This is a genomic window from Pseudomonas sp. GL_091 (genome assembly GCF_057837725.1).
Map to the genome: position 1 here is coordinate 5195826 of NZ_CM174451.1, position 18542 is coordinate 5214367.

16 protein-coding genes are annotated in these 18542 nt (G+C 60.7%); 8 read left to right on the forward strand and 8 right to left on the reverse strand.

Annotated elements, in window-relative coordinates:
- Positions 1 to 3 precede the first annotated feature (3 nt).
- The 4 genes from AC3ITY_RS23545 to AC3ITY_RS23560 all read right to left on the reverse strand — a co-directional run bounded on the left by AC3ITY_RS23545 (position 4) and on the right by AC3ITY_RS23560 (position 5803).
- Positions 4 to 3594, reverse strand: coding sequence for a molybdopterin cofactor-binding domain-containing protein (locus AC3ITY_RS23545; RefSeq protein WP_489305282.1), 3591 nt, complete (start codon positions 3592 to 3594; stop codon positions 4 to 6).
- Positions 3587 to 4096, reverse strand: coding sequence for a (2Fe-2S)-binding protein (locus tag AC3ITY_RS23550; protein ID WP_489310980.1), 510 nt, complete (start codon positions 4094 to 4096; stop codon positions 3587 to 3589). The genes AC3ITY_RS23545 and AC3ITY_RS23550 overlap by 8 nt, the downstream gene beginning before the upstream one ends.
- Positions 4097 to 4185: 89 nt before the next feature.
- Complete coding sequence (locus AC3ITY_RS23555) at positions 4186 to 4638, reverse strand: MarR family winged helix-turn-helix transcriptional regulator (RefSeq protein WP_489305283.1); 453 nt, start codon at positions 4636 to 4638, stop codon at positions 4186 to 4188.
- 112 nt (positions 4639 to 4750) lie between these two features.
- Positions 4751 to 5803, reverse strand: coding sequence for a 2,5-dihydroxypyridine 5,6-dioxygenase (locus AC3ITY_RS23560; RefSeq protein ID WP_489305284.1), 1053 nt, complete (start codon positions 5801 to 5803; stop codon positions 4751 to 4753).
- A 311-nt stretch (positions 5804 to 6114) separates the two neighbouring features.
- On the opposite strand from AC3ITY_RS23560, the gene AC3ITY_RS23565 reads away from it, so the two are divergent.
- From AC3ITY_RS23565 to AC3ITY_RS23585, 5 genes are all read left to right on the forward strand, one after another.
- On the forward strand, positions 6115 to 7263 hold the full coding sequence (locus AC3ITY_RS23565) for an FAD-dependent monooxygenase (protein ID WP_489305286.1): 1149 nt from the start codon (positions 6115 to 6117) through the stop codon (positions 7261 to 7263).
- Complete coding sequence (locus tag AC3ITY_RS23570) at positions 7260 to 8069, forward strand: alpha/beta fold hydrolase (RefSeq protein ID WP_489305287.1); 810 nt, start codon at positions 7260 to 7262, stop codon at positions 8067 to 8069. The genes AC3ITY_RS23565 and AC3ITY_RS23570 overlap by 4 nt, the downstream gene beginning before the upstream one ends.
- A gap of 13 nt (positions 8070 to 8082) precedes the next feature.
- On the forward strand, positions 8083 to 8835 hold the full coding sequence (locus AC3ITY_RS23575) for a maleate cis-trans isomerase family protein (RefSeq protein WP_223454553.1): 753 nt from the start codon (positions 8083 to 8085) through the stop codon (positions 8833 to 8835).
- Positions 8836 to 8845: 10 nt separating this feature from the next.
- Complete coding sequence (locus tag AC3ITY_RS23580; RefSeq protein ID WP_223531908.1) at positions 8846 to 9472, forward strand: N-carbamoylsarcosine amidohydrolase; 627 nt, start codon at positions 8846 to 8848, stop codon at positions 9470 to 9472.
- Between the two features lie 201 nt (positions 9473 to 9673).
- On the forward strand, positions 9674 to 10981 hold the full coding sequence (locus tag AC3ITY_RS23585; RefSeq protein WP_489305288.1) for an MFS transporter: 1308 nt from the start codon (positions 9674 to 9676) through the stop codon (positions 10979 to 10981).
- A gap of 118 nt (positions 10982 to 11099) precedes the next feature.
- Here AC3ITY_RS23585 and csiR read toward each other — a convergent pair whose 3' ends face one another.
- Positions 11100 to 11798, reverse strand: coding sequence for a DNA-binding transcriptional regulator CsiR (gene csiR, locus AC3ITY_RS23590; protein ID WP_223443327.1), 699 nt, complete (start codon positions 11796 to 11798; stop codon positions 11100 to 11102).
- A gap of 192 nt (positions 11799 to 11990) precedes the next feature.
- Between csiR and glaH the strand changes: the two genes are divergently transcribed.
- The 3 genes from glaH to gabD all read left to right on the forward strand — a co-directional run bounded on the left by glaH (position 11991) and on the right by gabD (position 15787).
- Positions 11991 to 12968: a glutarate dioxygenase GlaH gene (gene glaH, locus AC3ITY_RS23595; RefSeq protein ID WP_489305290.1), complete on the forward strand. Its 978-nt coding sequence runs from the start codon at positions 11991 to 11993 to the stop codon at positions 12966 to 12968.
- A gap of 89 nt (positions 12969 to 13057) precedes the next feature.
- On the forward strand, positions 13058 to 14311 hold the full coding sequence (lhgO, locus tag AC3ITY_RS23600) for an L-2-hydroxyglutarate oxidase (RefSeq protein ID WP_489310982.1): 1254 nt from the start codon (positions 13058 to 13060) through the stop codon (positions 14309 to 14311).
- 27 nt (positions 14312 to 14338) lie between these two features.
- Entirely contained in the window at positions 14339 to 15787 is a 1449-nt protein-coding gene (gabD, locus tag AC3ITY_RS23605; protein WP_046038009.1) for an NADP-dependent succinate-semialdehyde dehydrogenase, read from the forward strand.
- A gap of 67 nt (positions 15788 to 15854) precedes the next feature.
- On the opposite strand, the gene AC3ITY_RS23610 is transcribed toward gabD, so the two are convergent.
- From AC3ITY_RS23610 to AC3ITY_RS23620, 3 genes are all read right to left on the reverse strand, one after another.
- Positions 15855 to 16523, reverse strand: a complete 669-nt coding sequence (locus tag AC3ITY_RS23610; RefSeq protein ID WP_489305291.1) for a TetR/AcrR family transcriptional regulator — start codon at positions 16521 to 16523, stop codon at positions 15855 to 15857.
- 82 nt (positions 16524 to 16605) lie between these two features.
- Positions 16606 to 17043 (reverse strand): acyl-CoA thioesterase, encoded by a 438-nt coding sequence (locus tag AC3ITY_RS23615; RefSeq protein ID WP_223531916.1) that lies wholly within the window; start codon positions 17041 to 17043, stop codon positions 16606 to 16608.
- On the reverse strand, positions 17040 to 18191 hold the full coding sequence (locus AC3ITY_RS23620) for an iron-containing alcohol dehydrogenase (protein WP_489305293.1): 1152 nt from the start codon (positions 18189 to 18191) through the stop codon (positions 17040 to 17042). Before AC3ITY_RS23620 ends, AC3ITY_RS23615 begins: the two co-directional genes overlap by 4 nt.
- Positions 18192 to 18542: the final 351 nt, after the last annotated feature.

The window sequence follows — 18542 nt, forward strand, 5'->3', positions numbered from 1 at the left end:
GTTTCAATGGCTGCCCGGATTGGCACGCAGCCACGCAACCTGTTTGGTCAGTTCTGGCCAGGCAGACTTCTGCGGGGCGAACTCTGCCCGCAGGTACGCCACCAGATCCGCTACCTGAGTGTCGGAAAAACTCGCCTTGAACGCCGGCATGTACCCCAGGTCACCGTTCGCCGGGCTTTCAATTCCCTGCAAAATCACCTGTATCAGGTTGTTGGGCCGCTCACTGTGCACGCCGGTGTTGGCCGCCATGGACGGGCTGATACCGAACAGAACCGGGCCGCCTTGCGCGGCACTGTGACAGCCCAGGCACGCGCCTTCGAAAATTCTCCGTCCTGCCGCCAGATCGGCCACCCGCAGGCTCACATTGACCTTGGCCGGCGTGCGCTGCGCGGCAAGTTTTTCACCCGGCAGCGATATCAGGTAATTGGCAATCGCCCGAACATCCGCTTCAGGCAGCGTCGCCAACCCGGACACCACCGGTCCCATGGGACCGGCTGCCACGCCATGCTCATTGGAGAAACCCGTGCGCATGTACTCGACCAACTGCTCTTCGCTCCAGGGCACCGAAGCTGTAGCCATGCCCGCCAGCGGTGGCGCTTCCCAACCGTCGACAACCGCGCCCGCCAGAAACGCACGCCCCCCCTTCTCTGCCCCCATCAGGTTGCGCGGCGAATGGCAGGCCGCGCAGTGCCCCAGTCCATTGACCAGGTAGTTGCCACGGTTCCACTGCTCGCTTTGCCCGGGAACGTCCTGATACTCACCCCGTTCGAGAAACAAGCTGTTCCAGCCAGCCATCAACGGGCGAACATTGAACGGAAAGATCATGCTATTGGCCGGCGGCGTGCTCGATACCGCCGGTTGGGACATCAGGTAGGCGTAGAGCGCCTGCATGTCAGCCTCTTTCATGTTGCGAAAGGCCGTGTAGGGAAAGGCCGGATACAGGTGTTTTCCATCACGGCTGACCCCTTGGCGCATGGCTCGATCAAAAGCACTGAATGACCAGTTGCCAATACCCGTCGCCGGATCCGGAGTGATATTGCTGCTGTAGAGCTTGCCGAACGGTGTGTCCATGGCCAGCCCACCGGCATTGACCGTGCCGTTGGGGCCGGTGTGGCAGACCGCACAATCACCCGTTTCAGCCAGCAGCCGGCCACGCTCCAGAGTGGCGGCGCTCCAGGTTCCCGCAGTGGGCGCTGCAACCCTGGGAATTTCCAGGCGCCACGGCATCGCCGTCAGGCCAATGCCCATGGCTGCGCCGAACAGGCCCGCGACCCCGCCGAATAGCCATTTACGCCGCTTCGATTTGACCGGGGCAGCGTAAGGCAAACCAATCGGGTCTTGAGGATCGGCAGGCTCTTTGAGCTTGAGCGCTGCCAGCACTCGCTCGGGCGTAATCGGCAGCTCGCGAAAACGAATGCCCGTGGCATCGAAAATCGCGTTGGCGATAGCGGCTGCGCTGGGTACCGACGCAGACTCACCGGCCCCGAGGGGTGGCTCACTCTGACGTGGCATCATCATCACATCGACAGCCGGCAACTCGGGAAAGGTCAGAATCGGGTAACCGCCCCACTCCTTGCTCGACACCCGCGATTCCTCGAATGTCACCTGCTCCTTGAGCACCCGGCTGGTGGATTGCATGACATTACCGTGGATCTGATGCTGCACACCGGCCGGGTTGATCATCATTCCGGCATCATGCCCCACCACCACCCGGGTCACCGCCACCTCGCCGGTGGCCTTGTCGATTGCCACATCCGCCACCCACGCAGCCCATGCAGCACCAAAGCCCGGGAACTTGCTGTGGATGTAACGCGCATAGGCAAACCCGCGCCCACGCAGCACGCCATCTTCGGCCGGCGTCTGGCAGGGCTCGGTGCGCGGGGTCCAGGCCGCCCGCTGGGCAGTGGAGCGCACCAGCTCGGCAGCGCGCTCGTCCGGCAGGTAACGCAGGCGGTACTCTACCGGGTCAACCCCGGCCTCGAAGGCCAACTCGTCGATATACGACTCATGGGCAAACACGTTCGGCAGCGCCGAGACCCCGCGCAACCAGGACGCCCGGACGATAGGCGCCATATCATTGATGCGCACGCGCAGCTCGGGGTACTCATAGTGCGGAATGGAGGTGCGGTCGCCCATTTCATAAATAACGGGTACAGGTTCTATTCGGCCCGTCAGCAGCAATGCGAGGTTCGGCGCGCCATTGGAGGGATAGCTGGTGCGAAAGTCATAGACCGCCAGATCGCCGGCAGCATCGATGCCGCCGTCCACCTCCATCAACTGGGCCGTGCCCTTGGGCTCCCAGACGTGCTCTTGCGCACGCGTCAATTGCACGCGCACCGGCTTGCCGACCGCCCGCGAAAGCAACAACGCATCGGCACACACGTCATCCGCGCAGTTGCGCCCATAACAGCCAGAGGCTTCCATCCGGATGATTTCGATCAGTTGCTCGTCACACTCCAGCAGCCAGGCCAGATCCGCCCGTAACAGGTGCGGGTTCTGCGTGCCGGACCACAGGCGCGTGCCCTCGGAATGGTAATCGGCTACCGCGCAGGACGGCCCGATGGAGGCGTGCAGTTGGTAGGGCCACAGATAGTTGCGAGTCAATCGACGGTTGACCGAGGCGAGCGCAGCATCGACATTGCCGGTGTCGTGCACGACCCTTTCGATGTGCGGATTGTCACGAATCGCCTGTTCGACATTCTGCAGATCCGGCAGGTGATGCTGCCAGGGTTTCCAACTGACCTTGAGCTCATTCGCCGCCTTGATCGCCTGCTCCTCGCGCTCGGCGACCACACCGACAAAATCGCCGATAACCACCACCGCCACAATGCCGGGCAGGTGCGCGATCGAAGACTCATCGACGCCGAGCAAACTGGTGCCGACAAAAGGGCCGGTGTCGTAGCCATCATAGGGCGGCCGAACCATGCGCCCATGCAGCATTCCGGGCACGCGCATGTCATGGACAAACGTGCGCTCACCGGTGGCCTTGGCTGGGATGTCGATCCGGGAAGAGCTCTGCCCGACCAGTCGATAGTCTTCGACCGCCTTGAGTGGCGCATTACCCGAAATGCTCAGCTCAACGTGCAGTCCCTTGATCAACGCCTCGAACGGAATCTGCCGGGCCTGCGGCCCCAGAATGCAGCCTGCCTCGATGCGCAAACTGGCGACTTCCACCCCCCAGCGCTGCGCCGCCGCTTCCAGCAGCCAGCGGCGCGCCTCCGCCGCCGCATTGCGCAATGGAATCGCCGAGATCTGCAGGGTGGCGCTGGCAATGGTTGCACCCTGGTTAGGCGCCCGCGAAGTATCGCCGAGCACCATGCGCAATTGGTCCATGCGCAGGTCAAGTTCTTCTGCCACGATTTGCGCCAATGAAGTCTGTATACCGGTGCCCAGGTCTACGTGACCGTTGAAGGCATAGAACTCGCCGTTGTCGCACAGGGCAATAAACAACCCAAGCTCCATGGGTTTGAGCACCGGCTGTTGGCCCTTGGGCACAGGCCCTGAGGGCGGCTGAATCTGATTGACCACCAGTAAAACGCCATCGCGTGCGCGCAGTTGCGCCTGGGTAGGAACAGTAGAAATTGCATCAGTCACAGTGAGGGCACTCCCGGCAAAGCTGAACGGCGCGCTGCACCGCCTTGAGAATTTCGAGGTGAGTGCCGCAGCGGCACAGGTTGGCCGCCAGCGCCCGCCGTATCTCTTCATCACTGGGAGTGGGGTTACGATCAAGCAGGGCCTTGGTGGTCATGATCATGCCATTGAGGCAATAGCCGCATTGGGCCGCCTGCTCCTCGATGAACGCCTGCTGAACCGGATGCAACAGCGTTCGGGAACCCAGCCCTTCGAGCGTGGTGATGTTGCGACCGGACATGCCGGCCCACGGCAACACACAGGAGCGCCCGGCCTTGCCATCGACAATGACGGTGCAGGCGCCGCATTCACCCAGCCCACAACCGTACTTGGGGCCGTTCAGCAGCAGGTCATTGCGAAGAATCAACAATAGCGGCGTGTCCGCCATGGCTGTGCAGCTCACGGCTTGCCCGTTGACCGTGCACGCAATACTGACCGGTGTTGTCGCAGAAACTTCCTTATTCATCATGTTACCAACCAACTCATGAAGTGCTTACTACATGAAAAGGCAAAATCGGTGCCAAGACCTGAATAGGAAAAAATTTACGAGGGTGCTTATGCCTGGCTGTCTTGCTCTTGCGGATCGTCAATCATTTTGCGCAACAGAAACATCAGGGCCACGCGCTCACCCGGGTTGAGGTTGCTCATGGTCAGCTCGCTGATCTCCTGAGCACAGGGAACCGTCTGCTCCACGGCCGCAAGGCCTGCCTTGGACAGGCTGACAATCACCTTGCGCTTATCCTGCTCATCGTGCCCCAGCACCACCAGGTCCCGGGCCTTCAAGCGCTCGATGATGCCACGTATGGTCGCCTGGTCGACCGCCGTCATCTTCACCAGCTCGCTCAGGGAGCTGGGACCGTTATCGCGGATGGCACACAACGTAATGAACTGAACCGCCGTCAACTGCGACTCGCCGACGTTTTGCTGGAAGATCGCCATATGACGCTGGTAGGCCTTGCGCATCCAGTGACCGACCTGATCGGTGTAGGAGTAATCGGTAGAACGCATTGTGGGGAGATGTCCGAGGAAACAGGAAGGGGACCTACGATAGCTCAACCCAAGCCTCGATGCGCGTTCAGACAGCCCCGCGAGCCGTATCGAAGCCGGGTTCGAGCCTGGTTCAACGAGCCCTGGAAGCTTCGGGCGCAACCACATCGCCCTGCAGCACCACGGCCTGATCATCAAGATAGATATCGCAATTGCGCAGCGGGATGTCCAGATGGCAAGGGGTTTTTCGCTTGCCGCCTACCTCGGTGTTGGGGCCAGTGGAGAACAGGAAGTTGCCGTAGAACGCGCGGGCGTCCATGCACATCCCGTCGTTCTTGTCGTGCAGGCCCATCGCAGTCCATTGGGCGCGCGGCTGCAGGCCCCAACCGATGTGCGAGATGCCGTACACCTCGGGGTCCTTGAAGTAGGCCATGTACTCACGCAGGTACTGGGCCTCAAAGCCGCCGTGAATACTGGTGATAAATCCCTTTTCGATTTCCAGGGTGATGCGCTCGCGACAGTAGTTCTTGAACGGCAATACGATGTCGCCAATGTCCAGCACCAGCACGCCTTCGGCGGTTTCCTCGTTGGGCCAGGAGAACAGAAAACCACTGGGCCAGTGATCCCAACGCCCCGGCTCGTCGGCAAAGCCGTACTCGGTCACCGCCGGATACTGACCCAGCGCCGCGCGAAAATCGCTGCCGGCACCAGAGCGCACAGTGATCGAGCGCGCGGCCTTGAGCATCTCTTCGGCCGCCAGTACCCGCACCTTATCCGCTTCGCTGGGCAACATCCGCGCCAGCACTTCCGGGGGTTCCACCGCCAGCAGAATCCGCGTGCCGGTCTTGAGAATCTGCTCCTGCTCGGGGGAATGCAGCAGCATCATGGTGTCGATAATCAGGTCCGCTGCCTCCAGCGCCCGCTGGGCCGCCAGGTTGCCGGTCAATGCGGTATCCCCGCAATACGCGGTCATGTCATTGCCCATCGCCACCGGCGCATTGAAAGCCGGCAACTCCACGGCATACACCTTGGCGCCCAGCCGTTGCGCGGCCTCGGTGGCGGCCCGCACGGTACGCTGGTTGGAGTAGTGGCTTTTAAGCACGGCAACGCTTTGACTCGAGTCGACTCGCGAAAGCTTGAGCACGTGCTCGAACATCTGAACCAACTCACCATCACTGACAGCCATTTCGCTTCTCCTCTCACTGATTAAACGCACCAAATCCGCGCGACCGGCGCTGAACTGGTGCAAATATATAATGTACACATTGGTTATTGGCAAATATTAATCGATTTTATCTGTGACACAAGCCATTCATGACAATGGGAACATCGGTAACACAACCCAGCTATACATGGTCAAAATGAAACACGAGCGCAAAAAAAGGCTGACCATAGAATTTTTAAACATCCACTTCCAAAAAAAATAAAAGAGTGCATACACTGTAATTGCGATCCGATCCCGCTCCCGGGTGATCGGCTTTGGAAGAGATGAGCGTTATGCGCACAACACAACGAATTGCCATCATTGGCGCCGGCCTCGGTGGCGCGGCCGCCGCTACTTCGCTGCAACAGGCCGGTTTTGAAGTGAATGTCTACGAACAGGCCCCAGCGTTCTCCCGGTTGGGTGCCGGCATCCATATGGGCCCGAACGTGATGAAGATCTTTCGGCGCATGGGCATTGAAAAGCAGCTGGAAAACATGGGCTCGCATCCCGACTTCTGGTTCAGCCGAAGTGCCGATGGCGAATACCTGTCCCGCATTCCCCTGGGCGAGTTCGCCCGCAAGGAATACGACGCGGCCTACATCACCGTGCACCGCGGCGATCTGCACGCACTGCAAATGTCGACCTTGAAACCGGGAAGCGTGCATTTCGGCAAACACCTGGCCAGTATCGAAGACACCGGCAGTGAAGTGCGCCTGCAATTCGCCGACGGCACACACGCCCAGGCCGACATCGTGATTGGTGCCGACGGCATCAATTCCAAAGTCCGTGAACATCTGCTGGGCGTCGAGGCTCCGACCTACAGCGGCTGGGTCGGACATCGCGCCCTGATCCCGGGCAGCAAACTGGCGAAGTACGACTTCAAATTCGAAGATTGCGTGAAGTGGTGGTCGGGGGACCGTCATCTGATGGTCTATTACACGACCGGTAAACGCGACGAGTACTACTTCGTCAGCGGGGTGCCCCAGGCTGAATGGGAAGGTGGCAACGCCAGCTTCATCGGCAGCTCCAAGGAAGAAATGTTCAACACCTTCAAGGGCTACCACCCTTCGGTACAGGCGCTGATCGAAAACGCCGAGTCCATCACCAAATGGCCGCTGCTCAACCGCCAGCCCCTGCCCGTCTGGAGCAAAGGCCGGCTGGTGCTGCTGGGCGATGCCTGCCACCCGATGAAGCCGCACATGGCCCAGGGCGCAGCCATGGCCATCGAAGACGGCGCGATGCTCGCACGTTGCCTGCAGGAAACCGGCCTGAACGACTACAGCACCGGCTTCCGGCTGTATGAGGCCAACCGCAAGGAACGCGCCTCACGCGTGCAGACGATTTCCAATGCCAACACTTGGTTGCGCACCCAGGAAGATCCAGCCTGGGTCTTCGACTACGACCTGTATTCCCACCCCCTCAAATCGGAATCGGCGGCATGAGCAACTTCCTCCATGGCGGCAACGTTCAGGCCAACGGCATTCGCCAGCACTATCTGCGCTACGGCGGCAAAGGCCAGCCACTGCTGTTGATTCCGGGCATTACCAGCCCGGCCATCACCTGGGGGTTTGTGGCTGAACGCCTTGCCGAGCACTTCGATACCTACGTGCTCGACGCACGAGGCCGCGGGCTATCGTCCACCGGGGAGCAACTGGCTTATGACACCGACACCTGCGCTGACGACATCCCGGCATTTGCCCAAGCGCTCGGACTGACCGACTACCACCTGCTTGGCCACTCCATGGGCGCGCGTTTTATTCTGCGTGCCGCAACTCGCCACCCTCAGGCCCCGATCAGCCGCCTGGTACTGGTCGACCCACCTGTGTCAGGGCCCGGCCGTCGCGAATACCCCGGCAAGCTGCCGTGGTACGTCGATTCGATTCGCCAGTCACTCAACGGCATGAACAGCGAGGACATGCGCACGTTCTGCCCGACCTGGACCGAAGAGCAGCGAGCCCTGCGCGCCGAATGGCTGCACACCTGCCATGAGCCCGCCATCGTGAAGGCCTACGAGGACTTCCATACGGTCGACATCCATCAGGATTTCCCCTTGCTGACACGCCCTGCCCTGTTGATGGTCGCTGGCAAGGGCGGGGTGATTCTGCCCGAAGACGAAGCCGAGATTCGCGCCTTGCAACCGGCCCTGCAGGTCAGCCACGTGAGGGACGCCGGGCACATGATCCCGTGGGACGATTTCAGCGGATTTTTCGATGCTCTCGGCGACTTCCTCGACCCTTCATTCAACTGATACGGAGACACTCATGAACAAGCATTATCGCATCGGCCAGATTGTCCCAAGCTCCAACACCACGATGGAGACCGAAATCCCGGCCATGCTGACGGCCCGTCAGTTGATCCGCCCGGAGCGCTTCACCTTTCACTCTTCCCGCATGCGCATGAAGCACGTGAAAAAAGAAGAGCTGGCGGCCATGGATGCCCAGTCTGACCGTTGCGCGCTCGAGCTCTCCGACGCTCGAGTCGACGTGCTCGGTTACGCCTGCCTGGTGGCGATCATGGCCATGGGGCGCGGCTATCATCGCGAATCACAACAGCGCCTGGGGCAAGTGGTACGCGACAACGAATCTGACGCATCAGTCATCACCAGTGCCGGCGCGCTGGTAGACGGGTTGAAGGTTCTGGGCGCCAAGCGCATCGCCCTGGTCGCTCCGTACATGAAGCCGCTGACTGAACTCGTGGTCGACTACATCGAGCATGAAGGCATCGAAGTCAAGGTCTGGCACGCCCTGGAAATCCCGGACAACCTGGCCGTGGCACGCCATGACCCGGCCAACCTGCCAGGGATAGTGGCCGACCTCGACCTGGAGGGTGTGGATGTAATCGTGCTTTCCGCCTGCGTGCAGATGCCTTCCCTGAGCGCCGTGGCCAAGGTCGAAGCCCAAACCGGCAAACCGGTGCTGACCGCTGCCATCGCCACCACTTACGCAATGCTCAAGGCGCTGGATCTGGAGCCGATCGTACCCGGCGCGGGCGCCCTGCTGTCGGGCGCTTACTGAGGATCTTGACATGGCCAGTGCACAGGACAACTACCAAGGCGTATGGGGCAATCGCATCGGTTTCGGCGACCGCCCCGCGCTGCTGATGATCGACTTCATGCAGGGGTACACTACCCGGGGCGCGCCCCTTTATGCACCCGGCGTTGTCGACGCCGTGGCCGAAAGCGTTGCGTTGCTGGCCAAGGCTCGTCAGGCAGGCATCCCGGTGATTCACACCAACATTCGCTATCATCCCGGCCATTTCGCCGATGGCGGCATGTGGGTGAAAAAGGCCCCGGTGATGAAGGACATGGTCGAGGGGAACCCTTTGGCCGCGTTCTGCCCCGAAGTACTGCCCCTGGCTGAAGAAGTAGTGCTGAGCAAGCAATACGCCAGCGCATTCTTCGGCACCTCCCTGGCACCGATGTTGCTGGCCAGCGGAATCGACACACTGATCCTTGCCGGCTGCTCTACCAGTGGCTGCATCCGGGCGACGGCCGTCGATGGCGTGCAACATGGTTTTCGAACCATCGTCGTGCGCCAGTGCGTCGGGGATCGGCACGAGGCGCCCCACGAGGCAAACCTGTTCGATATCGACAACAAGTACGGCGACGTCATCAACAAGCAGGAGGCACTGGATTACCTGAGCCGCCTCTGACGCACCGATGGTAACAACGACGCGGGCGCTGCATGGCTGCGCCTCGCTCGTGCACTGCCATCACACGGACGATGAAGAGCAAACCGCCTCTTGAGGTGGACACACAATAAAAAAGGCCGTCCAGAAGCCTATTTTCCTGAACTGCCCCCTATGAATCGCTTTGCGCCGCTGTGTTTTCGCGGCAGATCCAGGAGATCCATCATGTCATTCAGCGACGCCCCCACCGTGAGCCTGGCCCAGGCCACCACCACCGACACCTATCGCAAGATCGTCTGGCGACTGATTCCGTTTTTGTGCTTTTGCTACCTGGCGTCCTACCTGGACCGAATCAATGTCGGCTTCGCCAAGCTGCAGATGCTCGACACGCTACACATGAGCGAAACCGCCTATGGCCTGGGTGCCGGGCTGTTTTTCGTCGGCTATATCCTGTTTGAAGTGCCGAGTAATCTGGTGCTGGAAAAAGTCGGAGCGCGGCTCTGGATCGCACGCATCATGATCAGCTGGGGCCTGCTGTCGGGCCTTACCATGTTCGTCACCACCGAGTGGCAGTTCTACACCCTGCGCTTTTTGCTTGGCGCCGCCGAAGCCGGTTTTCTGCCAGGCGTGCTGTACTACCTGAGCCAATGGTTTCCCTCGTACCGCCGCAGCCGCATCATCGCCCTGTTCATGATCGGCCTGCCGCTTTCGAGCATGCTCGGCAGCCCGATTTCCGGCTGGATCATGGGCAACTTCAATGGCGTCGGCGGCCTGCACAGCTGGCAGTGGCTGTTCCTGCTCGAAGCCATCCCGACCGTGGTCCTGGGTCTTTTGTGCTTTGCCGTACTGCCCAATGGAATCCGCCAGGCCAAATGGCTGAGCGACAGCGAAAAAAGCGAGCTGGAAGCCGTATTGGCCAAGGACGAAAGCGAGAACACCGGCGGACATTCGTTCCGGGACGGCTTCTTCAACCTCAAGGTGTGGATGCTCGGCGGTATCGATTTCTCGATTCTGCTCAGCGCTTATGCCATGGGTTTCTGGTTACCGACGTTCATCAAGAACGCGGGCGTCTCCAACCCCGGCGACATTGGCTTGCTGGTGGCCATTCCGAGCCTGGCCGGGCTGATCGGCATGCTGGCCATCGGCGCCAGTTCCGACAAGCATCGCGAACGCCGCTGGCACATCATCGTACCGTTTATCATCGGTGCGGCCTCGATGTTCATGGCGACGTTCTACACCCAGAATGTCGCGATCACCGTCCTGCTGTTCTCCCTGGCGTCGCTGACCATCATTGGCGCGGTGCCGGTATTCTTCAGCTTGCCGGCCACCTTCCTCAAAGGCACCGCGGCTGCCACCGGCTTCGCCCTGGCCTGCTCGGTTGCGAACATCGCCGGACTGGTCAGCAACTCGCTGATGGGAGCGGTGATGGACCACTTCCACAGCCCACAGGTTGCCCTATGGTTCTTCGCCGCCTGCCTGCTTGCCAGCTCGCTGCTGGTGCTGGCGTTGCCGGCCAGGGTCGTCAATCGCTGAACTGTCCCGGCAGGGCACTACCCTGCCGCACCGGGTAACCCGTCATTTGCGCAGCGGTCATCAGCGCGGCTTCCCGAGCAATCGGGAAGCCTTTCTCGTTGTATTGGTTTGCCCGTTATCAGGAAAGCTTCGCCCACTCGTCGCGCTGCATCACCTCGACAATGATGGGTACCGGCGTCATCAGGTGGGTGCGCATCAGGGTTGTCGCTCGAACGGTGTCGCGAGCCAGAATGGCTTCGACCAGCGCGGCATGTTCCTTGCGCTTCAACGCCAGGGCCTCTTCGGAGAACACCGTTTGCGTCAACCACAAGTGACGATAGCGCTCGGCCTGGTCGAACAGGTAAGTACGCGCCTGAAGTAATTGCCTGGAACCGCAACCCGCCGCGATGGCGCTGTGGAAGGCCTTGTGCCGCTCATCCCAAACGTCGAGCACCTTTTCGCGGGTTGTCACGTCCATGACCTTTGACAAGGTATGAGACTGCGCCAGGATCTGGGCTTCCCAGGCGTCATCACCCCGCTCGATGGCCAGGCCCACGATCATGGCTTCAAGATTGGCGCGAGCATCATAGATGTCCTGCATCTCTGACAGCGACATGGGGGCTACGCGGTAGCCTTTCTGACTGATGACCACCACCAGGTGTTCTGCCACCAACTGCGAAAGTGCTTCGCGCAGCGGGCCGACACCCAGGTCATAGCGCTCCTTGAGCCCGCTCATGAGGAGTTTTTCACCGGGCTTGAATGTGCCACGGATGATGTCCAGCTTGAGCCGCTCATACCCGCTGAATGCAGAATTGAGCCTGGGGGTGACGCTATCCAAGGTGCTGCTCCAGAACTTGCCAAACCCCAATCATACCCAAACATCTATCAGACGAAAAACATTCGACAAATTCACATTTTGTCGCCTAACTATAAAAATGTAGACATTATTGTTTTATGGCGATACTTTTCTTCTGCCAGATCCAGACCACTGCTGGAAGGCGCCAATCACTACCTTCGCCCGGGAGTTGCCATGAACGCCTTTACTCAAATTCAGGACCTTGTGATGCCTCTGCCATCGCAGAGCAAGGGCTTCACCCTTACCCCTTCCAGCCAGTCGCCGCGCCTGCTTGAGCTGAAATTCGCCAAGGAAACCGTCGACGCGTTCGTCAAGGCGGTGGCCGAGTGGCCGGTCCAGGCACTGGAGTACAAGTCGTTCCTGCGTTTCCGCATCGCCCAGATCCTTGACGAGCTGTGCGAAGGCACCCTGCGCCCGGTGTTGGTCAACACCATCCTGGACCGCGCCACCGGTGGCATGCTGATCACGCCTGAAGGTTTGAACGACGTGTCCCAGGCCGATGACATGGTCAAGTTCTCCTCTGCAGTCGCCCACCTGATCGGTCGCTCCAACTTCGATGCCATGAGCGGCCAGTTCTACGCTCGCTTTGTGGTGCTCAACACCGACAACTCCGACAGCTACCTGCGTCAGCCACACCGGGTCATGGAACTGCACAACGACGGCACTTTCGTCCAGGAGCGCACCGACTACGTGATGATGATGAAGATCGACGAGCAGAACATGGAAGGCGGCAACTCCCTGTTGCTGCACCTGGATGACTGGGAAGATCTGCACCACTACTACACTCACCCACTGGCTCGCCGTGAAATGCGCTTCACCGCACCACCCAGCAAGAACGTGCGCGAAGACGTGTTCCACGCAGTGTTCGACAACGACGCCGAAGGTCGCCCGACCATGCGTTACATCGACCAGTTCGTGCAGCCCAAAGACTTCGAGGAAGGAGTCTGGCTGAACGCCCTGAGCGAATCGCTGGAAGGCAGCCCGCAGAAACTGTCGGTACCGGTGCCGGTCGGCAGCTTCGTGCTGGTCAACAACATGTTCTGGCTGCACGGCCGTGACCGCTTTATCGCCCACCAGGGCTTGCGTCGTGAACTGATGCGCCAGCGTGGCTACATCAGTTACCAGAAAACCCTGTACCAGCGCGGCCAATAAGGTTTGCCAAGGGTTGAACCGACGAGGGCCGCCACGCGTGGTGGTGTTTCCAACAAGAACGTAATTCAGGTGGGTGCAGGCTAATGGCTGTGTACGACTTCATCATCATCGGTGCCGGCATCGTGGGCATGTCCACGGCCATGCAACTGGCCCAGGTTTACCCGGACGCCAAAATCCTCCTGCTGGAGAAAGAGTCCGGCCCGGCCAGGCACCAGACCGGCCACAACAGTGGCGTGATCCACGCCGGTGTCTACTACACCCCGGGCAGCCTGAAGGCGCGTTTCTGTCTGGAAGGCAATAAGGCCACCAAGGCCTTCTGCACCAAGCACAGCATCCCTTATGACGAGTGCGGCAAGCTGCTGGTGGCCACCAACGAGCTGGAAATGGAGCGCATGCGCGCGCTGTGGGAACGCACTGCAGCCAATGGCATCAAGCGTGACTGGTTGACGGCCGCCGAACTGCGCGAGCGCGAGCCAAACATCGTCGGCCTGGGCGGTATCTTCGTGCCTTCAAGCGGCATCGTGAACTACGCCCAGGTCACTGCGGCCATGGGCGGCGAATTCGAAGCCGCCGGTGGCGAGATCCGCTACAACAGCGAAGTAGTCGCCATCGATGAGCGTCCCGAGGAAGTGGTGGTGCGCTGCAGCGACCAGGAGCACCACGGGCGCTTCCTGATCACCTGCTCGGGCCTGATGGCCGACCGCGTTGTGCGCATGCTCGGGATGAAGCCGAACTTCATCATCTGCCCGTTCCGGGGCGAGTACTACCTGCTGCCCAAGCAGCACAACCAGATCGTCAACCACCTGATCTACCCGATCCCGGACCCGTCCATGCCATTCCTCGGCGTGCACCTGACCCGCATGATCGACGGCACCGTCACCGTCGGCCCCAACGCGGTGCTGGCGATGAAGCGCGAAGGCTATCGCAAGACCGATGTCTCGCTGTCCGATATGTTCGAAACCCTGACCACCCCGGGCATTCTCAAGGTGCTGAAGAAGAACCTGCGCCCCGGACTGATCGAGATGAAAAACTCGTTGTTCAAGGGTGGCTACCTCAAGCAAGTGCAGAAGTACTGCCCGAGCCTCACCAAGAGCGATCTCACCGCCTACCCGGCCGGTGTCCGCGCCCAGGCTGTCTCGCTGGACGGCAAGCTGATCGACGACTTCCTGTTCGTCAACACCGCTCGCAGCGTCAGCGTCTGCAACGCTCCGTCACCTGCCGCGACCTCCGCCATCCCGATCGGTGCGTACATCGTCGACAAGGTCCGCGAACAGCTCACAAGTTCTGGCGTCAGTTTTGTCAAACCCGCCCCTGTGGCGGCATCCATCGCAGCCCCCCATTAACGATAACCAAGCAGCGAGGAATCACGCGTGCAACTCAACGATCCGAAACTGTTCCGCCAGCAAGCCTATATCGACGGTGTATGGGTAGATGCCGACAACGGCCAGACCCTCAAGGTCAACAACCCGGCCACCGGTGAAATCATCGGCAGCGTGCCGAAGATGGGCGCTACCGAGACCCGGCGCGCCATCGAGGCCGCCGACAAGGCATTACCGGCCTGGCGCGCCCTGACCGCCAAGGAACGCGCCAACAAACTGCGCAAGTGGTTCGATCTGATGATGGCCAACCAGGAAGACCTGGCCCGCTTGATGACCCTCGAACAAGGCAAGCCGCTGACCGAGTCCCGTGGCGAAATCGCTTACGCCGCCTCCTTCCTGGAGTGGTTCGGCGAAGAAGCCAAGCGCGTCTATGGCGACATGATCCCCGGTCACCAGGTCGACAAGCGCCTGATGGTGCTCAAGCAGCCGATCGGTGTCACCGCCGCCATCACTCCGTGGAACTTCCCTTCGGCGATGATTACCCGCAAGGCCGGTCCGGCCCTGGCCGCCGGTTGCACCATGGTCCTCAAGCCGGCCTCGCAAACGCCCTACTCGGCCCTGGCCCTGGCGGAGTTGGCCGAGCGCGCCGGTATTCCAAAAGGCGTGTTCAGCGTGGTCACCGGCAGTGCCGGCGAAGTCGGTGCCGAGCTGACTGGTAACCCGATCGTGCGCAAGCTGACCTTCACCGGCTCCACCGAAATCGGCCGCCAGCTGATGGTCGAGTGCGCCAAGGACATCAAGAAGGTCTCGCTGGAACTGGGCGGCAATGCACCCTTCATCGTGTTCGATGATGCCGACCTGGACGCCGCCGTCGAGGGCGCGCTGATTTCCAAGTATCGCAACAACGGCCAGACCTGCGTCTGCGCCAACCGCCTGTACATCCAGGACGGCGTCTACGATGCCTTCGTCGAAAAACTCACCGCCGCCGTGGCCAGGTTGAACATCGGCAACGGCCTGGAAAACGGCATCACCACAGGTCCCCTGATCGACGCCAAGGCCATGGCCAAGGTCCAGGAGCACATTGACGATGCCGTGAGCAAAGGGGCTCGTGTGGTCGCCGGCGGCAAGCCGCACGCCCTGGGCGGGACCTTCTTCGAGCCGACCGTGCTGGTCGATGTGCCGCGCAATGCCGCCGTCGCCAAGGAAGAAACCTTCGGCCCGCTGGCACCGCTGTTCCGCTTCAAGGATGAAGCTGAGGTGATCGCCATGGCCAATGACACCGAATTCGGCCTGGCCTCGTACTTCTATGCTCGCGACTTGAGCCGTGTGTTCCGTGTGGGCGAAGCGCTGGAATACGGCATCGTTGGCGTCAACACCGGGATCATCTCCAACGAAGTGGCGCCGTTCGGCGGCATCAAGGCCTCGGGTCTGGGCCGCGAAGGCTCCAAGTACGGCATCGAGGACTACCTGGAAATCAAATACCTGTGCATCGGTATCTGAGCCTCCACGCCGCCTGCGCTGCGTAATACCAGACGCCCCGCTTGCGGGGCGTCGCTTTGTACGCGGTTCAAGGGCTCGGGTCAGTCAACATTGCGTGCAGCATGCGCGCCATCAACTTGGGCGTGTCCTCGTCAGTGAGGTAGCCCGGTCTTTCCAACAGCATGGCCCGAGGTAGCACCGACCAGGTCTGGTAAACCAGAAACTCGGCCTTTTCCCGGTCCTTGACCCGGATTTCGCTGGCAAAGCGTTTCATCAAGGCCGAACTCGCGGTGGCGGTCCAAAGCTGCTTGGCCTTGACCACATCCAGTCGCACCAGCTCGTCATAATGAGTGGAGCGCACGCTGAACCCAGGATCGTAGAGGGTTTTCTTGTGATGGGCGGCCAGTACGGCCCGCAAGGCCAGCAAAATCCCGTCTAACAGAGTGGTGCCAGACGGCAGCGCCATAATGTCGGCGTACAGTCCGATGCGGGCTTCAGTCCGGTAATCATCAAACACTGCAGCGATCAACGACTCCATCGTCGGGAAGTACTCGTAGATCGAACTGATCGCCACCCCTGAGTCTTCGGCCAGGCGCATGGCGTTCAAGGCTTCCCGTCCCTCGCTTTCGAGAATCTGCCGGCCGGCCTGTTTCACGGCCGTGACCAGCGCGATCGAGCGTGCCTGCCGCGGTTCCTTGCGCGGCTGGGCAGGAATTTCGACCTGCACGCCCGGCTTGTCAGGGGTTGGTTTGATCATGGTGTCCTCTCCAGAATGCCGCTCATTGCCACCGTGGCAAAACCGACAAGCAGCAAACTGGAGTATGACCGAGCCGACTCGCTTAGTCAGCGAGTCTCGCGAGTACACAACGCACCGTTTCCGGGATGGGCACCGAGGTGTTGCTGGCGCGGTCGACGTACACATAGACGATATGGGCCGCTGCGGCCGCTTCATGCTCATCGTTGCGAAACAGTGCCAGCTCGTAGCGTGCGCTGCTGTTACCCAGGTGGGATATTTTCATTGCGACATTGACCTGGTCGGGGAAGCCGATGGACGCAAAGTAGGTGCAACCGGAATTGACGATCAACCCGATCACCGGGCTGTTGGCAATGTCCAGGGTGCCCTGTTCGACCAGGAACGCCGTGATCGCCGACTCACAGTACGAGTAGTAGACCACGTTGTTCACATGCCCAAAGGAGTCATTGTCACCAAAGCGCGTCGGCACTTTGGTGAAATGCCGAAACTCGTCCCGGCACGGCCGTTTGAGTTTGTTGCTCATAGGATTTCCCTGTAGATCGAGCGCACATCTTCCAGGCACAGCTGCCGCGGATTGTTGCCGAGCAGGCGCTGCTGCTTCATCGCATCGTTAGCCAGCGCCTCGATGTCGGACTCGACGATGCCCAGGTCACGCAAGCGGGTCGACAGGCCCAGTTCACCGGCCAGGGTGCCAAGGTAGTTGGCCAGCGTAGCGGCTTTTTCCGTATCGGTACCCAGGTTGCCAGGCAGGACGATATCGGCCAGTTGCGCATACAGCGGCGCCACCGCCTCGAGATTGAAGCGCATCACCGGCCCCAGCACCAGTGCATTGGACAGGCCGTGTGGTATATGGAAACGTGCGCCGAGGGGATACGCCAGGGCATGCACCGCCGCCACCGGCGCGTTGGCGAACGCCATGCCCGCCAGGCAGGCACCCAGCAACATGTTCTCCCGCGCTTGCAGGTTGCTGCCATCCAGGCAGGCCTGGAACAGACTGCCGGACAACAGACGCAGCGCCTCTCGTGCCAGGCAATCGGAAATCGGATTCTTCAGGTTCCTGGTGGTATAGGCCTCGATGGCATGGACCATGGCATCGATACCGGTCGCTGCAGTGACGTGGGGCGGCAGGCCAAGGGTCAGCTCCGCATCCAGCACCGCCAGGTCGGGCAACAGCATTGGCGAATAAACCACGTTCTTCTCACCGGCACCGGTGGTCACGACCGAGACCGAAGTCACCTCCGAACCGGTCCCTGCCGTGGTAGGCACCAGAATCAGCGGCAGGCGCGGGCCCTTGGCCTGGTTGATGCCATAGACTTGACTCAACGACTCGCCACTGCTCGCCAACAGCGCGGCCAGCTTGGCGGCATCCAGCGAACTGCCGCCGCCCAACCCCACCACGCAATCGGCGCCACAGCTTTTCGCGGCATCCACCGCGGCCAGGATCACCGACTCCGGCGGGTCGGCCTGTACCTGGGAAAACACGCTGACGGCTATGTCCTGGCCCTCGAAACCGGCGAGCACCGCATCCAGTAGCCGAGCCGCAATAACCCCCGCATCGGTCACCAGCAAAACCGATTTGCAGCCCTTGGCGCGAACATGATCGGCGAGCCGGGTCGACGCACCGCTTTCGATGATCATTGATGGAGTGGTTTGAAATACCATTTTCAACATGGAAGCCTCACGAATAGGTGTGTGTTGCGCTGAGTTTTCATGGCGATTGCAAAGCCCATACGCCAACCGGAAACCCCTCACGAATAGCCGTCTGAGTGGCAGCGCTCCCCTCATTGACAGGAGTGAGCGAGACAGAGTGTATGCCAGCCCACTTCCTCATCCCGCCTGAAATCCGGTCACCCACCCCGAATCCGGAACGGCCTGCACGGGCATCTCGATACGCCTAATTTTTTCCTTGTTTTTCAGCCACTTGAGCGACATCGACCGACACATGAATCCGGAACAAATTCCGAGGCGGCATCCCCATACTTGAGCGGCACCCTTCCCCGGCCTCGCCGGTTCCCACTAGTC